The 21,972-nt window shown below is 63.2% G+C and carries 17 protein-coding genes and 1 pseudogene; 12 read left to right on the top strand and 6 right to left on the bottom strand.

Going from position 1 to position 21,972, the window contains the following annotated elements; translation table 11 throughout:
- The first annotated feature begins 27 nt into the window (after nucleotides 1-27).
- Complete coding sequence (locus tag LGH70_RS15230; protein ID WP_226187243.1) at nucleotides 28-1,179, top strand: hypothetical protein; 1,152 nt, start codon at nucleotides 28-30, stop codon at nucleotides 1,177-1,179.
- Nucleotides 1,180-1,186: 7 nt separating this feature from the next.
- On the opposite strand, the gene LGH70_RS15225 is transcribed toward LGH70_RS15230, so the two are convergent.
- The 4 genes from LGH70_RS15225 to LGH70_RS15210 form a co-directional block, all read right to left on the bottom strand.
- On the bottom strand, nucleotides 1,187-2,563 hold the full coding sequence (locus LGH70_RS15225) for a T9SS type A sorting domain-containing protein (RefSeq protein WP_226187242.1): 1,377 nt from the start codon (nucleotides 2,561-2,563) through the stop codon (nucleotides 1,187-1,189).
- Between the two features lie 254 nt (nucleotides 2,564-2,817).
- On the bottom strand, nucleotides 2,818-3,525 hold the full coding sequence (locus tag LGH70_RS15220) for a carbonic anhydrase (RefSeq protein WP_226187240.1): 708 nt from the start codon (nucleotides 3,523-3,525) through the stop codon (nucleotides 2,818-2,820).
- Nucleotides 3,526-3,577: 52 nt separating this feature from the next.
- Nucleotides 3,578-5,185, bottom strand: coding sequence for a SulP family inorganic anion transporter (locus LGH70_RS15215; protein ID WP_226187238.1), 1,608 nt, complete (start codon nucleotides 5,183-5,185; stop codon nucleotides 3,578-3,580).
- Between the two features lie 137 nt (nucleotides 5,186-5,322).
- The gene (locus LGH70_RS15210) at nucleotides 5,323-6,747 is read right to left on the bottom strand and encodes a sensor histidine kinase (RefSeq protein WP_226187236.1); all 1,425 of its coding nucleotides are present in this window, start codon (nucleotides 6,745-6,747) and stop codon (nucleotides 5,323-5,325) included.
- A gap of 202 nt (nucleotides 6,748-6,949) precedes the next feature.
- Between LGH70_RS15210 and LGH70_RS15205 the strand changes: the two genes are divergently transcribed.
- Complete coding sequence (locus LGH70_RS15205; protein WP_226187234.1) at nucleotides 6,950-7,615, top strand: sce7726 family protein; 666 nt, start codon at nucleotides 6,950-6,952, stop codon at nucleotides 7,613-7,615.
- Here LGH70_RS15205 and dinB read toward each other — a convergent pair.
- Nucleotides 7,605-8,684 carry a DNA polymerase IV gene (dinB, locus tag LGH70_RS15200; RefSeq protein WP_226187231.1) on the bottom strand — a complete coding sequence of 360 codons (1,080 nt, stop codon included), beginning with the start codon at nucleotides 8,682-8,684 and terminating at the stop codon, nucleotides 7,605-7,607. The two genes, LGH70_RS15205 and dinB, sit on opposite strands and share 11 nt — an antisense overlap.
- Before the next feature lie 134 nt (nucleotides 8,685-8,818).
- Nucleotides 8,819-9,496 carry a response regulator transcription factor gene (locus LGH70_RS15195; protein WP_226187228.1) on the bottom strand — a complete coding sequence of 226 codons (678 nt, stop codon included), beginning with the start codon at nucleotides 9,494-9,496 and terminating at the stop codon, nucleotides 8,819-8,821.
- A gap of 297 nt (nucleotides 9,497-9,793) precedes the next feature.
- On the opposite strand from LGH70_RS15195, the gene LGH70_RS15190 reads away from it, so the two are divergent.
- From LGH70_RS15190 to LGH70_RS15145, 10 genes and pseudogenes are all read left to right on the top strand, one after another.
- Nucleotides 9,794-10,582, top strand: a complete 789-nt coding sequence (locus LGH70_RS15190; RefSeq protein ID WP_226187226.1) for a polysaccharide biosynthesis/export family protein — start codon at nucleotides 9,794-9,796, stop codon at nucleotides 10,580-10,582.
- Nucleotides 10,583-10,631: 49 nt separating this feature from the next.
- Complete coding sequence (locus LGH70_RS15185; RefSeq protein ID WP_226187224.1) at nucleotides 10,632-13,022, top strand: polysaccharide biosynthesis tyrosine autokinase; 2,391 nt, start codon at nucleotides 10,632-10,634, stop codon at nucleotides 13,020-13,022.
- A gap of 47 nt (nucleotides 13,023-13,069) precedes the next feature.
- Nucleotides 13,070-14,635 carry a lipopolysaccharide biosynthesis protein gene (locus tag LGH70_RS15180; protein WP_226187223.1) on the top strand — a complete coding sequence of 522 codons (1,566 nt, stop codon included), beginning with the start codon at nucleotides 13,070-13,072 and terminating at the stop codon, nucleotides 14,633-14,635.
- Nucleotides 14,632-15,864 (top strand): glycosyltransferase family 4 protein, encoded by a 1,233-nt coding sequence (locus LGH70_RS15175; protein ID WP_226187221.1) that lies wholly within the window; start codon nucleotides 14,632-14,634, stop codon nucleotides 15,862-15,864. Before LGH70_RS15180 ends, LGH70_RS15175 begins: the two co-directional genes overlap by 4 nt.
- Before the next feature lie 47 nt (nucleotides 15,865-15,911).
- Nucleotides 15,912-17,195 carry an O-antigen ligase family protein gene (locus LGH70_RS15170; RefSeq protein ID WP_226187219.1) on the top strand — a complete coding sequence of 428 codons (1,284 nt, stop codon included), beginning with the start codon at nucleotides 15,912-15,914 and terminating at the stop codon, nucleotides 17,193-17,195.
- Nucleotides 17,196-17,238: 43 nt separating this feature from the next.
- Nucleotides 17,239-18,393, top strand: coding sequence for a glycosyltransferase family 4 protein (locus LGH70_RS15165; RefSeq protein WP_226187216.1), 1,155 nt, complete (start codon nucleotides 17,239-17,241; stop codon nucleotides 18,391-18,393).
- Nucleotides 18,394-18,407: 14 nt separating this feature from the next.
- Nucleotides 18,408-19,457, top strand: coding sequence for a nucleotide-diphospho-sugar transferase (locus LGH70_RS15160; protein WP_226187213.1), 1,050 nt, complete (start codon nucleotides 18,408-18,410; stop codon nucleotides 19,455-19,457).
- A gap of 49 nt (nucleotides 19,458-19,506) precedes the next feature.
- Nucleotides 19,507-20,346, top strand: coding sequence for a glycosyltransferase family 2 protein (locus LGH70_RS15155; RefSeq protein ID WP_226187211.1), 840 nt, complete (start codon nucleotides 19,507-19,509; stop codon nucleotides 20,344-20,346).
- A gap of 92 nt (nucleotides 20,347-20,438) precedes the next feature.
- Nucleotides 20,439-21,353 carry an alpha-1,2-fucosyltransferase gene (locus LGH70_RS15150; RefSeq protein WP_226187209.1) on the top strand — a complete coding sequence of 305 codons (915 nt, stop codon included), beginning with the start codon at nucleotides 20,439-20,441 and terminating at the stop codon, nucleotides 21,351-21,353.
- Between the two features lie 56 nt (nucleotides 21,354-21,409).
- A pseudogene (locus tag LGH70_RS15145) lies at nucleotides 21,410-21,972 on the top strand (hypothetical protein); the annotation flags it as partial.

Here is a 21,972-nt window from a genome sequence, read left to right as displayed (position 1 = left end):
GGTCCGGTGGCTTCACTATCTGCTCTGATGCGCACGAAAAGGCCTTTCCAGCTCTGGCTTATCTTTTACTGTCTGCTGGCAACGCTGTGGCCCCGCCCCGCTGCGGCCCAAGCGCTGCCAGCAGCCCTGAAGCTGCAACCGGCAACAACTGTATTTCCCACCACGGAATTTTACGTGGCTCAGGTACTGGACCAACGCCCCCAGCCGGCGGCTGTGGCTTGGCTGCTGACGGCGGCCCCCAAGCCTGGTCAGCCCGCCATAATGCGGGCAGTGGACCTGCTGGGCGGCGGACTGGCGGCGGTGCGCGCTTTTATAGGCCAAAGCCTGCCCCGCACCGGCCGCCGGCCGCTCACGGTGCGGCTGCTCGAATGCCGGGTATCGGAAAACACAACGCCGGGCCAACCCGCGCAGGTAGATGGGCGCGTGGAAATCAAAATGGCGTTTGAATGGCAGCGCGAAGGCAAAACCGTATTCCTGACCGACTACTACGGCGCAGCCCGCTACCAGCGGCCCCTGGCCCAAACCGCCGTGGTGGAGCCGGCCCTGCGCCAGGCCCTGACGGAGGCCGTGCGCTACCTGCACCAGTGGGTGCAGGCGCAGGCGCCTACCAGCCTGAAGCTGGCCACGGGCCTGCGCCTGCGCTTCACCGACGCTACCGAGCAGACCCAGCCCGACACGCTGTTCTACGACCCGGCCCGCCCCCTACGCTTCGCCGACTTTACGGCCCCGCCGCGCACGGGGCCCTACGCAGCGGCCGTGTTTCCGAGCTTTGCCTACGCCGGGCAGCCCCGCGTAGTACATGGCGTGCTGCAGCTCGATCTGCAGCTGAAAGTGTTCGTGGTGCGCAGCTCGTCGTGGGCCGCTTCGCAGGATGCCTACACCCTGAACCACGAACAGCGCCACTTCGACCTGGTGAAGCTGGTGGCCGAGCGGTTTAAGCGCCGCCTCACCCCCGAGCGGATGAATCTGCAGGACTACAACAGCATTCTGCAGTATGAGTACCTCGTGGCGTTTCAGGAAATGAACCGCTTGCAGGAGCAGTATGATGCCGAAACCCGCGGCGGGCAGGACACGGCCGCCCAGGAAAGCTGGAACCAGCGCATCGAGCGGGAACTGCTCCAGTACGGCGTAAAGCGCAGCGGCAAGCTGAGCGCCGCCACGCCCGAGCCAGGGCCGTAGCCTTGCCCTACTGGCGCACTAGCTGCCGCAGCACCACGCCCTGCGGCGTAAGCAGCCGCACCGTGTAAACCCCGGCGGCCAGCGTGCCGACTTCCAGGGTAGCCGTCAGCCGCCCTTGCTGTACCTGGGCTTCGCCCCGCTTTACTACCTGCCCCAGGGTGTTGAGAATTTCGACCGGTACGGCAGCCGCAGCACCCACCGGTGCATTCACGACCAGCGTTACGGTGGAAGTCGCGGGGTTGGGGTACAGGTCGGTGGCCACGCTCAGGATCGACTGGCGGCGGGCGGCCAGCGTTACGAAGCTGGCATAGTAGTACTTCTCGAAAGGAAGATACGCGCCCACCTGCTCGTCGTACTGCGAGTCGAGACGGCGCAGGGCAGAGGTGCCGGCCGCGTTGTAGGTAATGGTGGCGCGGTAGCCCCGCAGAATAGCCCAGTCGGTGCCCGGCTTTTCCTCGAACGTATCCACCAGTAGATTGCCCAGATCGTCGAAGATGACGGTGGTGCGGTAGTAATCCTCCCAGGCATTATTCAGGAAATACTGGTCGTAAGCCAGAAAAGAGCCGTTGGGCTGCCAGGTAGCCCGCACCCTAGAGTCCGTTTCCCAGGCGGTGCCATTCCAGAGCTGAATGTCGTAGCTGGTGGGCCACTGCTTTTCCCAGTTAAACCAGACCAGGTCCGTTATCCGATCCGTATTCACCCAACTGCCGTTCTCGTACTCTTGGCCCGTAACGGAAGTGGAGCGGTTGCGGGCGTCGTAGGTATACAGATGGCGGTTGGTGAATGCAAAGGCACCCTGGTTCAGCTTTTCCTGCACTTCTTCTAGCTTAGCGCCGCTGCTGGAATAGGTATAGGCAATCCGGTCGGCATCGTAGGTTTCCCAGGCATTGTTCCGCCACAGCTGATATTGAATCAGCGTGTAGTTGTCATAGGCATCGTAGGTCCACAGCACCCGTAGCCGGTTGAGCCAGGGCGCCGTCGGGTTGACACGCCCCTGAATGAGTTGCTCCACCAGGTTTCCCCGGCTGTCGTAGCTGAGCCGCTCCAGGTTGGTGCCGTTAGTACCAGCGGCCGAGTCGCCGTTTATGGTGAGCGTCGGCCGGCCGGCCGCGTCGTAGCTGTAGGTATAGAGCAACGGAAACGTCCACCGCTGCCCTATTCTGTCCCAGGAGTAGCGCATGGCCTGGCCGGGCAGCACCACCGCACTATTAGTGCCACGGGCTTGGTCGGCGGTAGCCCGCTTGGCCAACTGCAGCAGCTCGGGTGCGGCGGGCCGCGTCGTAGACCGGCGGGGGCGCAGTTGCTGCGCCTGAACAGTAGAAAAGGTGAGCAGGGCAGCGCAAAGCCCGAAGATGAATTTGAGACGAGCGTAAAAATCAGTCATTGTAGCGTAGGTAGAGCAGGATATACAGGACAAAGCTAAGCTGATTCACTGGCACTTCTATACCGCCCGGTAAAGTTTGGCTCTTCCCTGTTTCCAGCCTCACCTACCAGCCAAAAAAAGGCCGCAGCCAAGGGCTGCGGCCTTTTCAACCACACATAGACTATATACCGGGCAGCCAGGTTGTCAGCAGCTGACGTGGTACTACCCGTGTTTTTCCGGCCGGAACCGATGGTTTTTTCAACGGGCGGTGTGTACTACACCTTGCCCTGCTGCGCTTTCTCAACTGCTTCTTCGGCGTGCTTGATATCTTCAATGCCGTAGATGTGCTGGAACTCGTTGATGGTATCGGTTTCCACGTTCAGGTTGTGCAGCACACCGTCCTGAATGTCATACACCAGACCGTGCAGACGGGGAGGATTTTCGCGCTGCAGGGCGTTCTGAATAATGTTGGTCTTGGTCAGGTTGCGCACCTGCTCAATAACGTTGAGCTCCACTAGACGACGTAGCTGCTTTTCCTTGTCGGTGATGCTCGTGAATTCGGTTTCGTGCAGGCGCACCACGTCTTTGATGTGGGTCAGCCAGTTGTCGATTAGCCCGAACTGCTTGTTGGAAGCTGCCGCCGCCACGCCGCCGCAACCGTAGTGGCCCACGACCATGATGTCTTTCACGCCCAGGACCTCTACGGCGTACTGCAGCACGGCCAGCAGGTTCATATCGGAATGCACCACCAGGTTGGCAATGTTGCGATGCACGAACATCTCGCCGGGGCCGGTGCCGGTAATGGCGCTGGCCGGTACCCGCGAATCGGAGCAGCCAATGAACAGGTAGCGGGGCTGCTGGCCTTTCGACAGGTTATTGAAGAAGTCGGGGTCAGCGGCTTTCTTGCCTTCAACCCACTTGCGGTTATTTTCCAGAATCTCGTTCATCCCCGTGGATGAAGAATCATTAGCAGAAGCACTCATGTAGGGTGGTTTTCGGGTAAATGGGAATTGGAAAGATCGAAGCGCAGGCAGCCTAGTGACCCAGAACCTCTACTTGCGGAATGCCCCGCAGTTCGAGCTCAATGCCACGTTCGGCGGCCGTCAGGCGGAAGTTCTCAATGGCTTCCAGTACGTCGTAGTCAATTACTTCCGACTCAGTACCATCCAGAATCACCTTCGTATTCGGCGCCAGACGCTCAAACGTGGTAACGATGCTGGCCTTGTTCAGGAAGGAGACATGCTCACTGAGCTTGATGTGCATCACGCCGGGCTCGTGCGTGGGCTCGTTGTGAAAGAAGTAAGCCGATTCGAGGTTGGCTTTCAGGATGTAGAACACCCCCACAGCCAGACCAACCGCAACGCCCTTGAGCAGGTCGGTAAACAGGATGGCCACGACCGTCACGATAAACGGCAGGAACTGGTCCCAGCCCAGGCGCCACTGCGTGCGGAACAAGGCTGGCTTAGTGAGCTTGAAACCCACCATCAGCAGCACGGCAGCCAGAGCCGACAGCGGAATCAGGTTCAGTACCGAAGCCAGGAACAACAGGCTACCCAGCAGCAACAGGCCGTGAATAAAGGCCGACATGCGTGTTTGACCACCGGAGTTGATGTTGGCCGAGCTGCGCACGATAACCGCCGTGAGGGGCAGGCCACCGAGCAGGGCGGCCACAATGTTGCCCACTCCTTGGGCCTTCAGCTCGCGGTTCTGGGGCGTATGGCGCTTGTGCGGATCAAGCTTATCGACGGCTTCGACGCTAAGCAGCGTTTCGATGGACGCCACAATGGCAATGGTGAAAGCTACGATGTAAGTGCTGCCGCGCGTCAGGGCCGACCAGTCGGGGAAGGACAGCTCGCGGGTCAGGTCGGCGAAGGACGAAATCTGGGGCAGCTTCACCAGGTGCTCGGGGCGTACCTGCAGATCGGGCGCCATGCTGCTGAACAGCAGGTTCATCAGAATGGAGAGCACCACCACAATCAGAGCGCCGGGCACCAGCTTGAGGGCCGCCACGCTTTTCACGGGCTTGCTTTCCCAGATTATCAGCACAATCAACGACACTACACCAATGAGGGCCGAGCCCCAGCTGATGGCGTTGCTGGCCGATACGATGGCGCTAAAGGTGTTCTGCCCGTCGAACTGCAGGAAGTTCATGTCCTCGAAGTAGTCGGTATCGGCGCCGAGGAAATGAGGTATCTGCTTGAGAATCAGAATCAGGCCAATGGCGGCCAGCATGCCCTTGATAACGGACGAGGGAAAGTACATGCCGATGATGCCGGCCTTCATAAAACCCAGGGCCAGCTGAATCAGACCGGCCACGACGGTAGCCGTCAGTACGGCTTCGAAGCTACCCAGCGTGCTGATGGCCGTCAGCATAATGGCCGTGAGGCCAGCGGCCGGGCCACTCACGCTCAGCTGTGAGCCGCTCAGCCAGGACACCAGCACTCCACCGACGATGCCGGTAATAACGCCCGCGAGCAACGGGGCACCCGAGGCCAGGGAAATACCCAGGCATAGCGGCAGCGCCACCAGAAATACAACCAGGCCCGCCGGGGCATCTTTGCCCAGCGACTTTAAATAGTTCGCCGAAGGCGGAGTAGGAGAAGTAATGGGAGCAGCCGGAGGGGCCGTTGCAGTTTTCATCATAGGAGTGGGTCATATAGTAGAAGAATATCTACCCACCAAGGCAGAAGTTCGCTACAATACGCTGCAATACTACCTTTGGGCAGTTAAGACCAGGTTAAAAGAGAATTAAAAGCACATTAAAACGTTTTTAAGCGGCCTTAAGCGCCCGCCAGCGGCAATTGCAAGGTTACTTGCGTGCCCATTCCCAGCTCACTATCCACGCGGATGCTGCCCCCGTGCAGGGCCATAATCTTGGCCGTGAGCGGCAGCCCGATGCCGTGGCCAGGCACGTTGCGGACCATTTCGGCCCGGAAGAACGGCACGAACACCTGCTGGCGGTCGGCCTCGCTCATGCCCACGCCCTGGTCCCGAATCTGAAGCTGCACGTGCCGGCCCAGGCAGGTAACAATGGCCATGATAGGCTGCTGGCTGTCTTTGGAAAACTTGCAGGCATTTTCCAGCACGTTCAGCGCGGCCGACAGCAGCAGGGGCTCGTTGCCCATCACCCCGAAGGCTACGCCCTGGCTGTTGGGCTCACCAAATTCCAGGTCGATGCGGCAGGTGGGCTGGCGGCGTAGTACTTCCTCGTGGGCCTGCAGCAGCAGCTCGTCGAGGCGCACCATGGCCAGGGGCACCTGCGAGGGGTCGTCGGAGGCGCGGGCAATCTGGAGCAGGCCGTTGGTGAGGGCCGTGAGCATGCGGGCCGCGTCGAGGGTGCTTTGCAACACGCGCCGGTATTCGCTCGGACTGCGCTCCTGCAGCAAAGCCACTTCCAGCTCCCCGGTCAGCACCGTGAGCGGGGTGCGCAGCTCGTGGGAAGCATCCCGCACGAAGGTGCGCTGCCCGGCAAAGGCCGTTTCGAGCCGGTCGAGCAGGCTGTTGAAACGCTGGGCCAGGTGCGACACCTCATCCTGCCCATCGGCCTGGGAGAGGCGGCGGTGCAGGTCGAAGGCCGTGATGGTGTCTACTTCCTGCACGATACGCTGCATGGGCCGCAGAGCCTGACCGGCAAAAAACCACCCCCCGATGCCCACGATGCCGAAGCTGATAAGCAGGCCCCCGGCCAGAATCTTGCGCAGGGTGCGTTGCTCCACCTGGCTGTCGGCATCCACGGAGGAAGCCACCACCACGAAGTCGCCGCGGCGGGCGTCGCGGTAGAGCATTCCCACGGTCTGGGCATGGTCACTCCCCAGGTTTACCAGGCTGCCGGTCTGGCGCACTTTGCTCAGCAGGCTGGCCGGCACGGGCACGCCGGTTTGCTGGCCTTCTCGGAATACCACCTGGTTGCGGGCATCATAAACGCGCACTTCCTCGGCGGGCAGGGTGCGGTAAAACTGCCGCAGGTAGCGCCGGTAGGAGGCCCGGCTGGCTTCGTCGCCGCGGTTGGTGCCATCCAGGTAGACGTGGGCCACAATGCGGGCCCTGGCAAAGAGACTATCGGTGAAGGAATTGCGGCGCGACTGGTAGGTAAAAAAGTAGATTACCAGGGAAAACAGCAACAGGGTCACCGCTAGAATAGCCGCAAACTGCAGGGCCAGGCGGGTGCGTATCGTCACGGAACGGATGGTCAGAAGTGAAGACAAAATCAGGGAGAGTAGTAAGTAACCCGCAAGGGGTCAAAAGGTCTGCCGGAACGTAGCGGTTTTCGCCCGTCCGCACGGCGCAAATTTACTGGCAAGTTGCCAAAGCCGCCGCCCGGCATTGGCGCGGTACTATATAGAGGCGAAAATCAGCCGGCGGGCTTACTTTCGTGCGGGCATCCTGCTGCCCCTGCCCTGCCGCCCGATGAACGACCCGCACATTCGCGCCCTGCTCTACCCGCTGCTCACCGAAGGCATCTACGTCGATGAGCTGCCCACCGGCTCGACCCGCGCCGACGTGGTGCACATCACGACCGAATACATGCACGGCTACGAGGTAAAAGGCGACGGCGACACGCTGCAGCGCGTGGCAAACCAGCTGCGCTGCTACGCCGAGGTATACGATTTCGTCACGTTCATCGTCACGGAAAAGCACCTGAGCAAGCTGCTGCCCCTGCTGCCCGAGTGGGTGGGCGTGCTGGTGGCCTCCGAAAAAGAGCTGCGCACGCACCGCGCGGCCGGCTACAATGCCACCGTGGAGCGGGCTCCGCTGGCGGCCCTGCTACTGCTGGAAGAAGTAAAGCAGTTTCTGCTGGCGCGCGGGCTGCGGGGCGTCAGCCAGCTGCGGCGGGCCGAGGTGATGAACCTGCTGCGCACCAGCCACACCATTCCGCTGTCCAGCCTGGCCCAGTTTGCCCGCGAGCGGCTGATGCTGCGCATGCCCCAGCGCCTGCTCGACCGGGCCGAGCGGAAGCTGGAGCGCCAGCGCCTAGCCCCGCTGCGGGCCAAGCGCCGCAAGAAGCAGGCGGCCACCCACGGCAAGCGCCGCAAGGCTACCGCGAAAAAGCGGGCGGCAACACCTAAAAAATAAGTGTCAGCTGCTGGCCGGCCGCGGCTTCGAGCGGGCTCAGGTTCGAAACCGACACACCCAGCAGCCGCACGCCTTTGGGCAGGGGAATCAGCGGCTGCAGCAGCTCGCGGCACAGCTGCTCCAGCAGTTCCTTGCTGCTGATGGGTAGCAGCGTGGTGCGGCTGCGCGTGATTTGCTGGAAGTCGTCGTACTTCACTTTCACCGTCACGGTACGGCCCCACACGTCGGTGCGCTGGCAGTAGTCCCATACCGATTCCAGCTCGGGCTGCAGGCCGGCCACCAGCTCGTCGTAGGTCAGTAAATCCTGCTCGAAGGTATTTTCCGAACCGATGGACTTGCGCAGCCGGTCGGGCTCCACGGGGCGGTGGTCTTCGGCCCGGGCAATGGCGTAGTAGTAGCCGCCGGCCTTGCCGAAGTGCTGGCGCAGAAAGGCTTCCGACTGCTGCCGCAAATCGAGGCCGGTGAAGATGCCCAGGTTGTTCATCTTGGCCGCCGTGACGTGCCCGATGCCGTGAAACTCCCCCACCGAAAGGGTTTCCACGAAAGCCAGCCCCTGCGCGGGCTTAATCACGAACTGCCCGTTGGGCTTGCGGTAGTCGGAGGCCAGCTTGGCCAGAAACTTATTGTAGGAGATGCCCGCCGAGGCCGTCAGCCCGGTTTCGGCCAGAATGCGCGCCCGGATTTCCTCGGCAATGCGCGTAGCCGAGGGCATGCCCTTCAGATTGTGGGTTACGTCGAGGTAGGCCTCGTCCAGCGACAGGGGTTCGACAAGGGGCGTATAGTCGGCGAAGATGGCCCGGATTTGGCGCGAAACGCCCTTGTATACCTCAAAGCGCGGCTTTACAAAAATCAGGTGGGGACACTTGCGCTGGGCCACCATCGAGGCCATGGCCGAGCGCACCCCAAATTGGCGGGCCTCGTAGCTGGCCGCCGCCACCACCCCGCGCTGCCGCGAGCCGCCCACGGCCACGGGCTGGCCGCGCAGCTCGGGGTTGTCGCGCTGCTCCACCGAGGCATAGAAGGCGTCCATGTCGAGGTGAATGATTTTCCGGTTTTCTGCCGCCGCCACGCTTCTCTTGCTTTAGACGGCAAGTTACGGCCTCCGGCAACAGAAAAGAACGCCCTAGGTTGGGCTGGCCGACGCCTGACGTTCTCCTTTATAGTGCAGTGCGCCGCAGCCAAACGGCCCGCCACCCGCATATCTTACTCCTCACGCATCACATAGCCCATGCCCACCAGGGTATGAATCAGCTTGGGCGTGAAGTCCTTGTCTACTTTTTTGCGCAGGAAGTTAATGTACACGTCGATGACATTGGAGCCCGTGTCGAAGCTGGTTTCCCAGACCTGCTCCAGAATATCGACCCGCGACACGACCCGACCCTGGTTGCGCAGCAGGTATTCGAGCAGGGCAAACTCGCGGGCGGTGAGCTGCACGGGCTGGCCGGCGCGCTGCACCAGCTTGCGGGAGGGGTCCAGGGTGAGGTCGGCCAGACGCAGCAGGGTTTCGGTGGCCGGACCCTCGTGGCGGCGGCGCACCAGCGCCCGGATGCGGGCCAGCAGCTCCTGAAAGGCAAAAGGCTTGACCAGGTAGTCGTCGGCGCCGGCGTCGAGGCCCCGGATTTTGTCGTCGGTTTCGCCCAGGGCCGTCAGCATCAGAATGGACACCGAGGAGTTTTGAGTGCGCACCTGCCGGCACACTTCCAGCCCGCTCAGGCCGGGCAGCAGGTTGTCCAGAATCAGCAGATCGTAGCTGTTGCTCAGCGCCAGGCGCAGGCCCGTGACGCCGTCGGTGGCGATGTCCACGTTGTGGGTTTGCTCCGTCAGGCCCCTATGGATAAACGAGGCCACTTTCGGCTCATCTTCTACCAGCAGAATTTTCATGCTTTGAACTTTCAGTGAATACAGCCCGCCAAGGTAAGATGTTCGGGGCGGACTGTTGAGGCCAGGAGCCTGCCGGAGAGTAAGGCGAAAACAAGGCCTCTATCACATCATTATGCAGTACAAATAATTATGAGAATTATTTAAGTTTAACTTGACTTTATCAAACATATACAATACGTTTAAGGAAATATTCTATTACCAATAAGAAGTGCGCGTTTCTGTTCCGCTTCCTCTTTCCGGGGTTTTCTACCTGCTTGAAATGAAGCGGCTTTCTCTGGCCTTTACCAACTCCTCCGTATGCCCGCTCTCTCTACTACCTCCCGCCTCCGTTTTGGTCTGCTAGCAATCCTGTGGTGGCTGAGTGGCTGCGTGGCCCAGCAAAAGCTGCCCTACCTGCAAAGCAAGGAATACTCGACCTCGGCGCCGGTGAACGTGGCCAACGAGCCCCTGGACTACCGCATTCAGCCCAGCGACGTGCTCAGCATCCGGGTGCAAAGCGTGCAGACCAACCTGAATGAGATTTTCAACATCACCGACAACCGCGCCATGTTCTCGGGCGACCCCAGCACGCTGTTTCTGAGCGGCTACTCCGTGGATGCCACAGGCTTTATCAACCTGCCCACCGTGAATAAGGTGAAAGTGCAGGGCCTGACGCTGGACGAAGCCCAAGCCGTGATTCAGAAGGAGGTCGGCAAGTTCGTGCGCGACGCCAACGTGCTGGTCAAGCTGCTCAGCTTCAAGATAACGGTGCTGGGCGAGGTGCGCAGCCCGGGGCGCTACTTTATCTATAACACCCAGGCCACGCTGCTCGAAGGGCTGGGCCTGGCCGGCGACCTGACCGAGTTCGGTAACCGCCAAAACGTGAAGCTGATCCGGCAGACCGCCACCGGCTCGGAAGTGGTACTGCTCGACCTGACCAACCCCGAGCTGCTCAAGTCGAAGTACTACTACCTGCTGCCCAACGACGCGCTGTACGTGGAGCCCATGGCCGCGCGCACCAACCGCGGCAACGCCAACAACCTGGGCCTCGTGTTCGGCGGCGTCTCGGCGCTGGTGCTGCTGCTTAGCTATCTGAAAGTTTTCTAGCCCCTCTATTCCTCTCTTTGGCTGTAGCCATTTTAAAACCACCTGTAGCATGGAACAACGCGTTACTTCCCCCGCCGACGAAATTGACCTGCACGAGCTGTTTTTCCGCCTGCGCAACCGCTGGCCCCTGTTTGTGGCCTCGCTGCTGCTGGCCGGGCTGCTGGCCTTCCTATATCTGCAGGTAAAAGCGCCGGTGTACGACTTCCGCTCGTCCATGCTGCTGGGCAACCAGGGTTCGGGCTCGAAGCGGGCCCAGGAGCTGCTCCAGATTCTGGAGGTCAAGGAGAAGGGGATGAAGATGGAGGACGAAATCGGGATGCTCAGCTCCACCGACGTGGTGCAGCGCGCCCTGACCCGCCTGCCCTTCGCCGTGTCGTACTACGCCGTGCCCGACAACTGGCTGAACTCGGTTAAGGAGGTGCAGGTGCGGGAGCGGCCGGTGGGCGCCGTGCCGTTCCGCGTTATTCCCGACCCTAAGACGCCTCAGCTCACGGGCGTAAACATCGCCGTGGAACCCCAGTCCGACGGGCGCTTTCGGGTGCGGGCCCAGGCCAAGCGCGGCCAGCTCTACAACCTGCAAAGCGGCGAGATGATCCGGGACCTGCTGGACGTGAACCTGGACCAGATAGTGGCCGCCGGCGACACGCTCCGCTCGCCCCTGCTCACGGCCGTTATCGAGGCTGAGCCCGGCTACCCCGCCGGCACGGCCAACGAGCGGTACTTCTTTACTCTGAACGACTTGAACAGCCTTACCAGCCGCTACCAGGGCAGCCTGGCCGTGCGCCCCATCGAGCACGACTCCCGCATCGTGGAGCTTACCCTCAAGGATGTGGTGCCGGCCAAAGCCACCCAGTTTCTGGATACGCTCATGGCCGTCTACATTCAGGATGACCTGCGGGAAAAGAACATCACGGGCTACAAGACGGTGGAATTCCTGGACAAGGAAATCGACAAGCTTTCCGATTCGTTGCGCCACTCGGCCGCCGCGCTTAGCTCATTCCGGGCCTCGCGGGGCGTGGTAGACGTGGACGCTCAGTCCAACGAGGGCATCCGCCAGCTCAGCGACCTGGGTATGATGCGGGCCCGCGCCGCCACCAACCGCAAGTACTACCAGAACATGCTGAGCTACCTGCGGGCCAACCAGGGCGCGGCCCAGATGGCCTCGCCCAGCAGCGTGGGCATCGAAGATCCGGTCATCAACAACCTGATTATGCAGCTCACCGACCTGAACAGCCAGCGCGCGGCCCTGGGCGTGAATGCCAGCACCACCAACCCACTGGTAACGGTGCTGGATGAGCGCATCTTCACGGCCAAGCAGTCTCTGATGCAGACCTTAAACAATATGATGCGGGCCACCGACATCACCCTGCGCGACCTGGACCAGCAGCTCAGCCAGGTGCGGGGCACCATCAGCGCCATGCCCGAAAACGAGCGGCAGCTGGCTTCCCTCAAGAATAAGAGCGACTTCAACGACAAGAACTACAACTTCCTGGTCGAGAAACGTGCGGAAGCTGCCATTGCGCTGGCTACCAACGCCACCGATAAGAAGGTAATCGACAACGCCAAGATGAGCAGCGGCCTGCCCTCGGCCCCCAAGCCGGGCCTGGTGGCCCTGATTGCGGCCCTGGCCGGCCTGGGTATTCCCTTCGCCCTGACGCTGGTGATGGACAAAGCCAACCGCCGCATTCAGAGCAAGGAAGACCTGGCCCGCATCACCGGCATTCCGATGCTGGGCGTGGTGGCCCACGGCACCCGCGCCGACAAGGAAAATATGCTGCGCGACCCCAAAGGCCCCATTGCCGAGTCGTTCCGCTCGATTCGGGTGAACCTGCAGTACCTCTCGGCCGGCCTCGACAAGAAGATTATCGGCGTCACCTCCTCGGTGCCGGGCGAGGGCAAAACCTTCTGCGCCGTGAACCTGGCCGCGGAGCTGGCCCAGAGCGGCCGGCGCGTACTGCTGCTCGAGTGTGACCTGCGCCGCCCCACCGTGGCCACCTACTTTGGCCTCGATGCCGGCTACGAGCACGGCCTGAGCTCCTACCTGATTGGCAACAGCACCCTGAGCGAGGCCGTGCAAACCAGCGGCGTCCGCAACCTGGACGTGATATGCTGCGGCCCGATTCCGCCCAACCCCACCGAGCTGCTGGAAACCGAGCGCATGGACGACCTGCTCAGCCTGCTGCGCACCGAATACGACTACGTGCTGGTCGATACCCCGCCGGTGGGCTACGTGGCTGAGTTTTTCGTGCTGCTGCGCCACCTGGAAGCCAACATTTACGTGGTGCGCCAGAACTACACCGACAAGGGGCTGGTCAGCCAGATCGACGAGCTGCACCAGCAGAAGAAAATCAAGCAGATCTACATCGTTATCAACGACATGCACTTCACCAAGACCTACGAGTACCGCTACAAGGAAAAAGCCTACGCCTACGGGCAGTAACCCGTGGTGCACCGCAGCTTCCGCATTCTGCCCTATTCGCTTCGTCTATGTCCTCGACCAAAAACCTGACTACCACCACGCTGCACAGCATGACCTGGACCACGGCGGCCACCATCGTCACGTCGGTTATGCAGATTGGCTACACGGCTATCATGGCGCGGCTGCTGCCTCCGGCGGCCTTCGGGCTGGTGGCCCTGGCGGGCGTGGTGCTGCGCTTCGGCGGGTATTTTGCCCAGATGGGCATGGCCCAGGCCATTATTCAGAAGCCCGAGCTGACGGAGGAAGACATTCGGGCCGCGTTTACCTCGTCCACGGTGCTGGGGGCTTTGTTTGCGGGCTTTATGGTGCTGGCCGCGCCCCTCACCCACTACCTGTTCGACCAGCCCGAGGTGGTGCCGCTGGTGCGCGTTATGGCCCTGGGCACGTTTGTAGCAGGCGCTATTGCCACCGCCATGAGCCTGCTGCGCCGCCGCATGGAGTTCCGAAAACTCGCCATTATGGACATCATCACCTACGTGGTGGCCTACGGCGTTATCGGGGTGGGTTTGGCCTGGCAGGGCTTCGGAGTATGGAGCCTGGTGCTGGCCAGCCTGAGCCAGGGCCTGATTCTGGGGGTAATGGCCTACGCCAGCACCCGGCACAACGTGCGCCTGTATTTCAACTGGGAGCAGTACCGTCCCCTGCTTTCCTACGGCGGCCGGATTTCCTTCACCAGCTTCCTGGAGTTTATCACCAGCTCACTCGATACGATGGTTATCGGGCGGGTGCTGGGCGCCGCGCTGCTGGGTATCTACAACCGCGCCTACATGCTCATCAGCCTGCCGCTGTATCTGATTACGACGAGCGTTTCCAAGGTTATCTTTCCGGCTTTCAGTCAGTTGCAAACCAACCTACCCAAGCTGCGGGCCGTATATCTGGCCAGCATCACGCTGGTAGCGGCGGTGGTACTGCCCCTGAGTGCGGGCATGGCCGTGGCCGCCCCCGACCTGGTGCTTTCGCTGCTCGGCCCCGGCTGGGACGCCTCGGTGCCGGTGCTGCGCATGATGAGCCTGCCCGTGTCGATGAGCCTGGTCACCATGTTTGCCGGAGTGATGTGCGACGCCCGCGCCCAGCTCAACAAGAAGATTGTGGTCAACATCATCACCCTGGTTACCCTGGTGGTCATGTTCTGGCTGCTGCGCGGCTACGGGCTGCTGGGCTTTGCCGGGGCCTTGCTCCTGAACGAGTTTTTCCGCATGGGCCTGTTTATGCTGCTCATGCACCAGGACCTGGGTATCAGCTACGTCCGGCTGCTGGCCACCTACCTGCCCGGCGTGTGGCACGCGGTGGCCGTGGGCGGGGCTTTGTTCGGGGTGCAGCTCCTGCTCACGCCCCTGCACCTGCCCGCGCCGGTGGCCCTGGGCCTGCTGGTGCTGACCGGGGCCGTGGTGCTGGGCGTGCTGGTGCTGGTGCTGCCCCTGCCCCTGCTGCGCCACGAGATGCACACTTTCCTGAGCCGCCTGCACCTCTCGGGCACGGCCGGGCGCCTGCTGGCCCGCTACACCCGCTACCTAGACCGCACCCCGGAAACCAGCTCCGACTTTCAGAACGCCTCTTCGCCGCTGCTGCCGTGAATATTCTGCTCGTATCCTTTATGCAGCCCGATGCGCCCTCCGGGGTGCGCGTGCACTACCTGCAACTGGCCGACCTGCTGCGGCAGCGCGGCCACCGCGTCGATGTGGTTACGCCGGCCTCGCTGAGCGGCTGGCGGCGGCACGTGGTGGCGGCCGTGCGGCACGGCTTTTACCGGTTGGGAGCCACCGGCCGGGCCCTGGCCATGGAGGCCGACAACTTCCTGCGCGTACTCTGGAGCGTAGACGCCAGCCAGCCCTACGACCTGGTGCACGCCCACGATGCGGGCAGCGGCGCGGCGGCCGGCCGGGCACTGGGCGGCCGGGTGCCGGTAATAGTGACGGGCCACTTCAACGACCACCCCGGCGAGGAGCTGGTGTTACAATATAGCCTCAACGGCCGGCCCGCCCGCCAGGTACTGCGCTGGCACAATTATCTGCTGGCCCACACCCGCTACTTTCTGGGCGTGTCGGAGTACGTGCGGCGGCGCACGGCCCCGTGGCTGGCGCCCGGGGCCCTGCACACGGTTATTCACAATGGCATCGACCTGACCTCCTTCGCCCAGGCCCCCGCCGATGCGCAGCTGCAACAGCTGGCCCGCGGCCGCCACGTGCTGCTGAACATCGGCCACCTGGAACCCCGCAAAAACCAGCGCTTTCTGCTGCGGGTAGCGCGGGTGCTGCGCACGTACCGCCAGGATTTCGTGGTGGCCCTGGCCGGCTACGGCCCCGATGAGGAGCTGCTTCGCCAGCAGATTGCGGCCCACAGCCTGCAGGAAGTAGTCGTGTTGCTGGGTCAGCGCGAGCAGGTGGCACCCGTGCTACACGCCAGCACGCTGTACGTGCACGTGGCTACCCGCGAAAACTGCCCCCTGGTGCTGCTGGAAGCCATGGCCTGCCGGGTGCCCGCCCTGGCCCTGGCCGTGGGCGGCGTGCCCGAAGTGCTGGCCACCACGCCCGAAGCCCTGCTTCCACCCGACTCGACGGCCGAATCGGTGGCCGGCCGCCTGCACGAGCTACTGGGCTCGGCGGCGGCCCGCGCGGCGCTACAGCAGCGCCAGGCCGCCGCCGTTGCCGCCCACTTCGAGGTGCACCGCATGACCGACGCCACCCTGGCTTTCTATCAGGATGCCCTTCGGCACTTCCGGTCCGCCACAAGCCGTGCCGCCGCGCCGGCTACGCGGCCCCTCACATTTCCCGTGCCCGATGAGGGCAACTCCCTGACGGCCTAGCTTTTTCGGGCTCCAGCCCACTCGTTCCCGCTCTTGCCTTTCCTGCCATGAAACTGAACCTGCGCTTTCTGTACCTGCTGCCCCTGCTTGCCATCCTGCTCACCGACCGGGCTCTGGGTGAGTTTGTGTTTGGCACCGAGGAAGTGCGGCCGGCCGAGTACCTGTTTGTATACGCGCTGATGGGCATTTCTATTTTCCTGGGGCTGCGCTACTACCGCCGGTTCGAGCCGGTTATGCGCTGGTGGTTTCTGGCGGTGCTGGCCGGCATCGGGATGCTGTGCCTGGAATCGTACGGGGGCTGGAACACGTGGGCCAAATACCCGCACGTCTTCAGCAAGCTGAGCGTGATATTGCCCCTTTTCGGCTTATATGCCTACTACCGGCGCTACCCCGAGCCCTCTTACCGCCAGCTGGTAGCCGTGCTGTTTCCGACGTTGCTGCTAAGCCTGGTGGTCTTTCACCGGGATGCCCTGAGTTTGGGCTCCTTTCTGGACACCGAGCGGGGCTTCGGCGTAAACTCGGCCTACCTGCTGCTGCCCGTGGCGCTGCTCTGCCTGAATTGGTACCTGACCCGGGGCGAGATGCTCAGCGGCCTGAGCTTTTTGCTGGCGTTGGCCCTGATTGTGTTTCTGCAGCACCGCACCGTCTGGATTTGTGCGGCCCTGGCCCTGGCCCTGAACCTGGGGCTGCTGGCCATGCGCGTGCCCCAGGCCCGGCACATGGGCCGCCGCCTCTCGGTGCTGGGCACCATGGCCCTGGCCGTGGGCCTGAGCAGCGGCCTAGCCGTGGTGCTGGACAACCCCGCGGTGGTGCAGAAGTTTGCCGCCAACCTCGACGACCTGCTGCACCCCACCACCCAGGGCACGGGCAGCTTCCGCATGCACCAATACGAGGCCTACATGCCCTTGGTAGATGAGCGGCCCCTGGCCGGCTGGCGCCTCGAAGGCTTCGAGCTGCCCATTCAGCTCTACGACGAGGCCGGCGCCCAGCTCTGGCCCGACTTCACCGGCCACCACTTCCACAGCTTCTACCTCGACCGGCTCTTTTACTTCGGCTGGCTCGGGCTGGCCCTGGTTATCGTGGTGCCCCTGGTGTCGCTGTTGCGGGTGCTGCGCCAGCCCGGCCCGATTACGCCCGAGCTGGCTGCGCTGCTGGCCTTCACCAGCACCTTTTTCCTGTTCGGCTTTTCCTACGACTGGCCCGCCTACGTCTACGGCCTGCTGGGGCTCACGCTGGCCGCCATGTCGTTCCGAACGGCGCCGGCGCCAGTACCCGCCCGGCCGCGCATCCACGAGCCCGAATCTGCTATTTCCCTGCCCTCTCCTGCCTAGCCATTTTGTCTCCTATCTGCTTCTCTCTCAAGCTTCATCCGCTATGAAAGTTCTCTGGCTTGCTGCTTTTCCCTCGCCGCACGAAACTCATCCTTCCACCGTACCCTGGATTATGACCTTGGCCGATATGGTGGCCCGGCATCCGGACGTCGAGCTAACGATTCTCAACTTCGCCGGCGACCTGAAAAAGCCCATCAACGAGTTCGACAGCAACGGCATTCACTTTATTTATCTGCGCGTGCCGGGCTGGCGCCCCGATATCCTTTCGCTCTACCAGTGGCGCATTGCCATTATGGCCAAGTACATGCGCGAGCATTACCACGAGTACGACCTGATTCACGTGCACGGCTCCGAGCTGCAGTACCAGGTGGCCACCGCCGGCCTCGATATTCCGCAGGTACTCTCGGTGCAGGGCCTCGTGTCGGAATACGCCAAGGTAGTGCCCAACCCGGTGTCGAAGCTGAAGTTTCTGTGGACGCTGGCCGGCTACTACGAGTGCAAGTACATGCCCCACATGCCCCACTTCTCGTGCCGCACGCACTGGGATAAGTCGCACGTGGCCCGCCTAAACCCGCGCGGCACTATTCATCACAACTGGGAGATGCTGCGGCCCGAGTTTTTTGCCACGCCCGCTCCGGCCGCGCCCAACGGCCGGCCCCAGGTGCTGTTTCTGGGCGGCCAGCAGATCATGAAGGGCTTCCGCGAAACCCTGACGGCCTTCGACCTGGCCCGCCAGAAGCAGCCCGACCTGAAGCTGGCCTTTGCCGGCCGCGTCACGGCCGCCGACGTGCAGAAAGCTGTGCAGCAGGCCGGGCTGCAGCACATCCGGCCCCAGGACGTGGAGTGCCACGGCTTTTTGTCGGCCGAGGGCCTGGCCCAGCTCTGCCACGCCTCCCTGTGTTTGCTGCACCCCTCCTACATCGACAACAGCCCCAATACCATCTGCGAGGCGCAGGTGGCCGGTCTGCCCGTCATTGCCTCCAACGTGGGCGGCGTCAGCTCCCTGATTGAGCACGACCAGACCGGCGTGCTCACCGACCTGAACCCGCGCCACCTGGCCACCGAGATGCTGCGCCTCCACGACGACCCGGCCCTGCGCCAGCGCCTGGCCCAGCAGGCCCAGACCGTGGCCCAGGAGCGCCACGACCCGCAGGCCATTCTGCAGAAAACCATCGACATCTACCACGCCATCCGCTAAGGACGCCGCTGCCTATGCCACACTCAGCTGCCTCCGCCCCGGCCACGCCCGCCGTGCTGCTGCTGCTCTTCAACCGGGCCGAAACCACCCGGGAAGTATTTGCCGCCATCCGCCAGGCCCGGCCCGCCCGCCTGTATCTGGCCGCCGACGGCCCCCGCCCCGGCCACCCCACCGACGCGGCTACCTGCGCCGCCGCCCGCGCCGAAGTGGCCCACATCGACTGGCCCTGCGAGGTGCGCACCCTGTTTCAGACCCGCAATCTGAACTGCGGGGTGGGCCCGGCCACGGCCATTACCTGGTTTTTCAGTCAGGAAGAAGAGGGCATTATTCTGGAAGACGACTGCGTGCCCAGCCCCGATTTCTTCCGCTTCTGCGCCGAGCTGCTGCCCCGCTACCGCCACGATACCCGCGTGCTGCACATTGGCGGCAACAACTTCGGCAGTGAAGCCCGCCAGCCCCTGGCGCCCGGGGCCGAGTCGTACTACTTCTCGGGGCAGGTAAACAGCTGGGGCTGGGCTACCTGGCGCCGCGCCTGGCGCCTCTACGACTTCGAAATGGCCCGCTTCGATACGCTGGGGCCGCAGGGCAAACTGCGCCCGCACTACAGCAGCTGGCTGGAGGAGCGCTACTGGCGCCGGCAGTTTGCGGCCGTGCGCCGGGCGGCCTCCCCACCCGACGTGTGGGACTACCAGTGGCACTTTACCATCGCCGCCCACGACGGCCTGGCCATTATGCCGGCCGTGAATCTGGTGGGCAACATCGGCTTTGGGCAGCACGCCACCCACACCCACGATGCCGCCGACGACTTTGCCGCCGTAGCTACCGGCGCCCTGCCCACGCCGCTGTGCCACCCCGCGGCCGTGCAGCGCCACTGGCGCCGCGACCGGCGCCGGTTCCGGGAGTTTCTGGCCGGGCGCCTGACGGCCAAGGTGCGGCGCCTGTTCCGGGGCCCGGGCCGCGCTACCGCACCGGTCACGCCGGCCGCGGCCCCCGTGCTGCCGGCGCCACCACCGCAGCTCGTACCACCGCTACCGGCCCCGGCCGAGTCGCTGGCCCAAGTCTGATTTACTGATCTGCCTCCTTTCCACACCGCACCTCTACTCTCTCTTTCCGATGCTGTACATCGTTATACCCGTTTTCAACCGCTTGAAATATACCCGGGAGTGCCTGCAGTCGCTGCGCGCCCAAACCCGCACCGACTTCCGCGTGGTGGTCGTGGATGATGGCTCGACCGACGGCACCGACCGAATGCTGGCCCAGGAGTTTCCGGAAGTAGCCGTGGTGACCGGCAACGGCAACCTGTTCTGGACGGCGGGTGTGAATGCCGGCATCCGGCACGCCCTTACGCTGGGCGCTACCCGCATCATGACCATGAACAACGACGTGCTGGTGCTGCCCGACTTTGTGGAGCGCATGCTGTTCTGGGCCGAGAAACACCCCCGCGCCGTGCTGGGCGCCCTGGAGCTGGACGTAGCGACGGGCCAGCCCGTGTACGGCGGCGAGCGGCTCGACTGGCGCACCAACACCCGCCACGACCTGCTAACCGAACTGGACGCGGCCGACCACCACGGCCTGCACCCGGTAACCTACCTGCCGGGCCGGGGCCTGCTGATTCCGCTGGAAGTCATTGCCAAAATCGGGCTGTTCGATGAGAAGCGCCTGCCCCACTACCTGGCCGACTTCGACTATACCAGCGTGGCCCGTCTGCACGGCTTTCCGGTGTACTGCAACTACGACGCGCGCCTGAGTACCTACCCCGACGAGAGCGGGCAGGAGCAAACCCGCCGCCGCCGCAGCGTGAAGGGCTATTTTCAGCACCTGTTCGGTATTCGGGGTGGAGGTAACCTGCGCAACTTCACCCACTTCACGCTCAAAAACTGCCCGCCGCGCTACATGCCCTACTACCTGCTCAATGGCTATGCCCGGCGGCTAGTAGGCTATTTCCTGCACTAACCCTGGCCTGCCTCCTGCTGCTCTATTCCTCTCACTCCCAGCGTGCCTTTGCTGGACGCCCGCCCCGGCGGCGGGCCGGGCACCTTTCCGCTATGGTTATCCTCACGAAAGACTTCAACGGCTTCGGCAACCACCTGCTGCTTACCTCCCACTTCATTGCCAACACCGCCGAATACAACTACGAGCTGCTGATTCCCAACTTCGGGCCCTACGCCGAGTACTTTGAGGGTACCACCCGCAACGAATTTGGTAACCTGCCCGTGCGCCAGCAGCCCGCCCCCGACGACCACCTGGGCCACGCCCTTTTCCGGGTGCTGCAGACGCGCTGGGGCGGCGGTATTCTAAAGCGCCTGCCGTGGGTGCAGCGCCTGATGGGCGTGCAGCTCATCGGCGACGAAAAGGATACCGACCAGGACCTCAACAACCCGGCCTTTCTGGAGCAGGCCCGCCACGGCAGGCTGTTCGTGCACGGCTGGATGTTCCGCGACAAAACCCACTTTGCCAAGCACGGCCCGCTGCTGCGCCGGATTTTCCGGCCCGTGGCCAAGTATCAGCAGAACATTGAGCAGGTGCTGGCTACCAACCGGGAGCAGGCCGATGTACTGGTGGCCGTCCACATCCGGCGCGGCGACTACGCCAGCTGGTACGGCGGGGCCTACTTCTACGACAACGCGACCTACGCCCGGGCCATGCGGGATATGCAGGAGCGGTTTCCGGCCCACACGCGGGTGCGGTTTCTGCTGTTTTCCAACGAGGCCATTCCCGCCGCCGACTTTGCCGCTTTCGACACGGGCCGCTCCACCAACCACCCCCTGGAAGACCTTTACGCCATGGCCGGCTGCGACTATATCATCGGCCCCCTGAGTACCTACTCGATGTGGGCATCCTTCTACGGCGAAACCCCGCTCTTCCACCTGCACCGCCCCGACCAGCCCGTTCCTGCTCTCGACGACTTTGTGGTGTTTGAGGACCAGAAAACCACGCAGTGGCAGTCGAGCCTGGTGTAAATGCTTTTCCCTAAAGCGCCAGGCCATCTTTTACCTTTCTTCCCACCCTGTGTGCCATGCCGCTCTACCGCTCTACTTCCCTCTCGCGCCACGTAGTGCGGCCCCGGGCCCCACGCCAGGCCTTCTATAGCTGGTTCTGGCTGGCGCCCCTCGCCGGCCTAGTGCTGCTGCTGGGCCCCTCCCAGGCCCTGCCGCCGACCACTCCCGGGCCGGTGGTCATCCGGCAGGGCGGCGTATACACAGGCACCTTCCGCAGCACCGATTCTAGCGTGCCCTGCGTTACCATCGACACCACCGAGCCCGTGACCCTGCAAAGCTGCGTGCTGCAGGGCGCCGGCACCCTGATTCAGGCCGACCAGGGCTGGGCCCAGCTGACGGTCGTCAACTGCCGGGGCTACGGCCTGCGCCCCTCCCGCGACCAGGTGGCCCGGGGCTTGTTTCTGCGGGCCGGGTCGGCCAAGTCGCTGCGCATCGAGAACAACTACATGGAGCACACGACCGGCATCAGCATTCACCGGTGGAACGGGGACGGGTCGGCGGCGCAGACGCTGACGGTTCGGTATAACCAGGCCAAGAACATCGATGCCCGCTACCGCAACGGCGGGGGCACCTTCGCCGA

This window comes from Hymenobacter nitidus (assembly GCF_020447315.1).
GTDB lineage: Bacteria > Bacteroidota > Bacteroidia > Cytophagales > Hymenobacteraceae > Hymenobacter > Hymenobacter nitidus.
Note: the sequence above shows the minus strand (reverse complement) of the source record. Positions and strands in the feature narration are given on the sequence as shown.

What these genes read in the sequence shown, in the direction of transcription:
- LGH70_RS15230 (WP_226187243.1), top strand. Translation starts at nt 28, where the DNA reads ATGCGCACGAAAAGGCCTTTCCAGCTCTGGCTTATCTTTTACTGTCTG.
- LGH70_RS15225 (WP_226187242.1), bottom strand. Translation starts at nt 2,563, where the DNA reads ATGACTGATTTTTACGCTCGTCTCAAATTCATCTTCGGGCTTTGCGCT.
- LGH70_RS15220 (WP_226187240.1), bottom strand. Translation starts at nt 3,525, where the DNA reads ATGAGTGCTTCTGCTAATGATTCTTCATCCACGGGGATGAACGAGATT.
- LGH70_RS15215 (WP_226187238.1), bottom strand. Translation starts at nt 5,185, where the DNA reads ATGATGAAAACTGCAACGGCCCCTCCGGCTGCTCCCATTACTTCTCCT.
- LGH70_RS15205 (WP_226187234.1), top strand. Translation starts at nt 6,950, where the DNA reads ATGAACGACCCGCACATTCGCGCCCTGCTCTACCCGCTGCTCACCGAA.
- LGH70_RS15195 (WP_226187228.1), bottom strand. Translation starts at nt 9,496, where the DNA reads ATGAAAATTCTGCTGGTAGAAGATGAGCCGAAAGTGGCCTCGTTTATC.
- LGH70_RS15190 (WP_226187226.1), top strand. Translation starts at nt 9,794, where the DNA reads ATGCCCGCTCTCTCTACTACCTCCCGCCTCCGTTTTGGTCTGCTAGCA.
- LGH70_RS15185 (WP_226187224.1), top strand. Translation starts at nt 10,632, where the DNA reads ATGGAACAACGCGTTACTTCCCCCGCCGACGAAATTGACCTGCACGAG.
- LGH70_RS15180 (WP_226187223.1), top strand. Translation starts at nt 13,070, where the DNA reads ATGTCCTCGACCAAAAACCTGACTACCACCACGCTGCACAGCATGACC.
- LGH70_RS15170 (WP_226187219.1), top strand. Translation starts at nt 15,912, where the DNA reads ATGAAACTGAACCTGCGCTTTCTGTACCTGCTGCCCCTGCTTGCCATC.
- LGH70_RS15165 (WP_226187216.1), top strand. Translation starts at nt 17,239, where the DNA reads ATGAAAGTTCTCTGGCTTGCTGCTTTTCCCTCGCCGCACGAAACTCAT.
- LGH70_RS15160 (WP_226187213.1), top strand. Translation starts at nt 18,408, where the DNA reads ATGCCACACTCAGCTGCCTCCGCCCCGGCCACGCCCGCCGTGCTGCTG.
- LGH70_RS15155 (WP_226187211.1), top strand. Translation starts at nt 19,507, where the DNA reads ATGCTGTACATCGTTATACCCGTTTTCAACCGCTTGAAATATACCCGG.
- LGH70_RS15150 (WP_226187209.1), top strand. Translation starts at nt 20,439, where the DNA reads ATGGTTATCCTCACGAAAGACTTCAACGGCTTCGGCAACCACCTGCTG.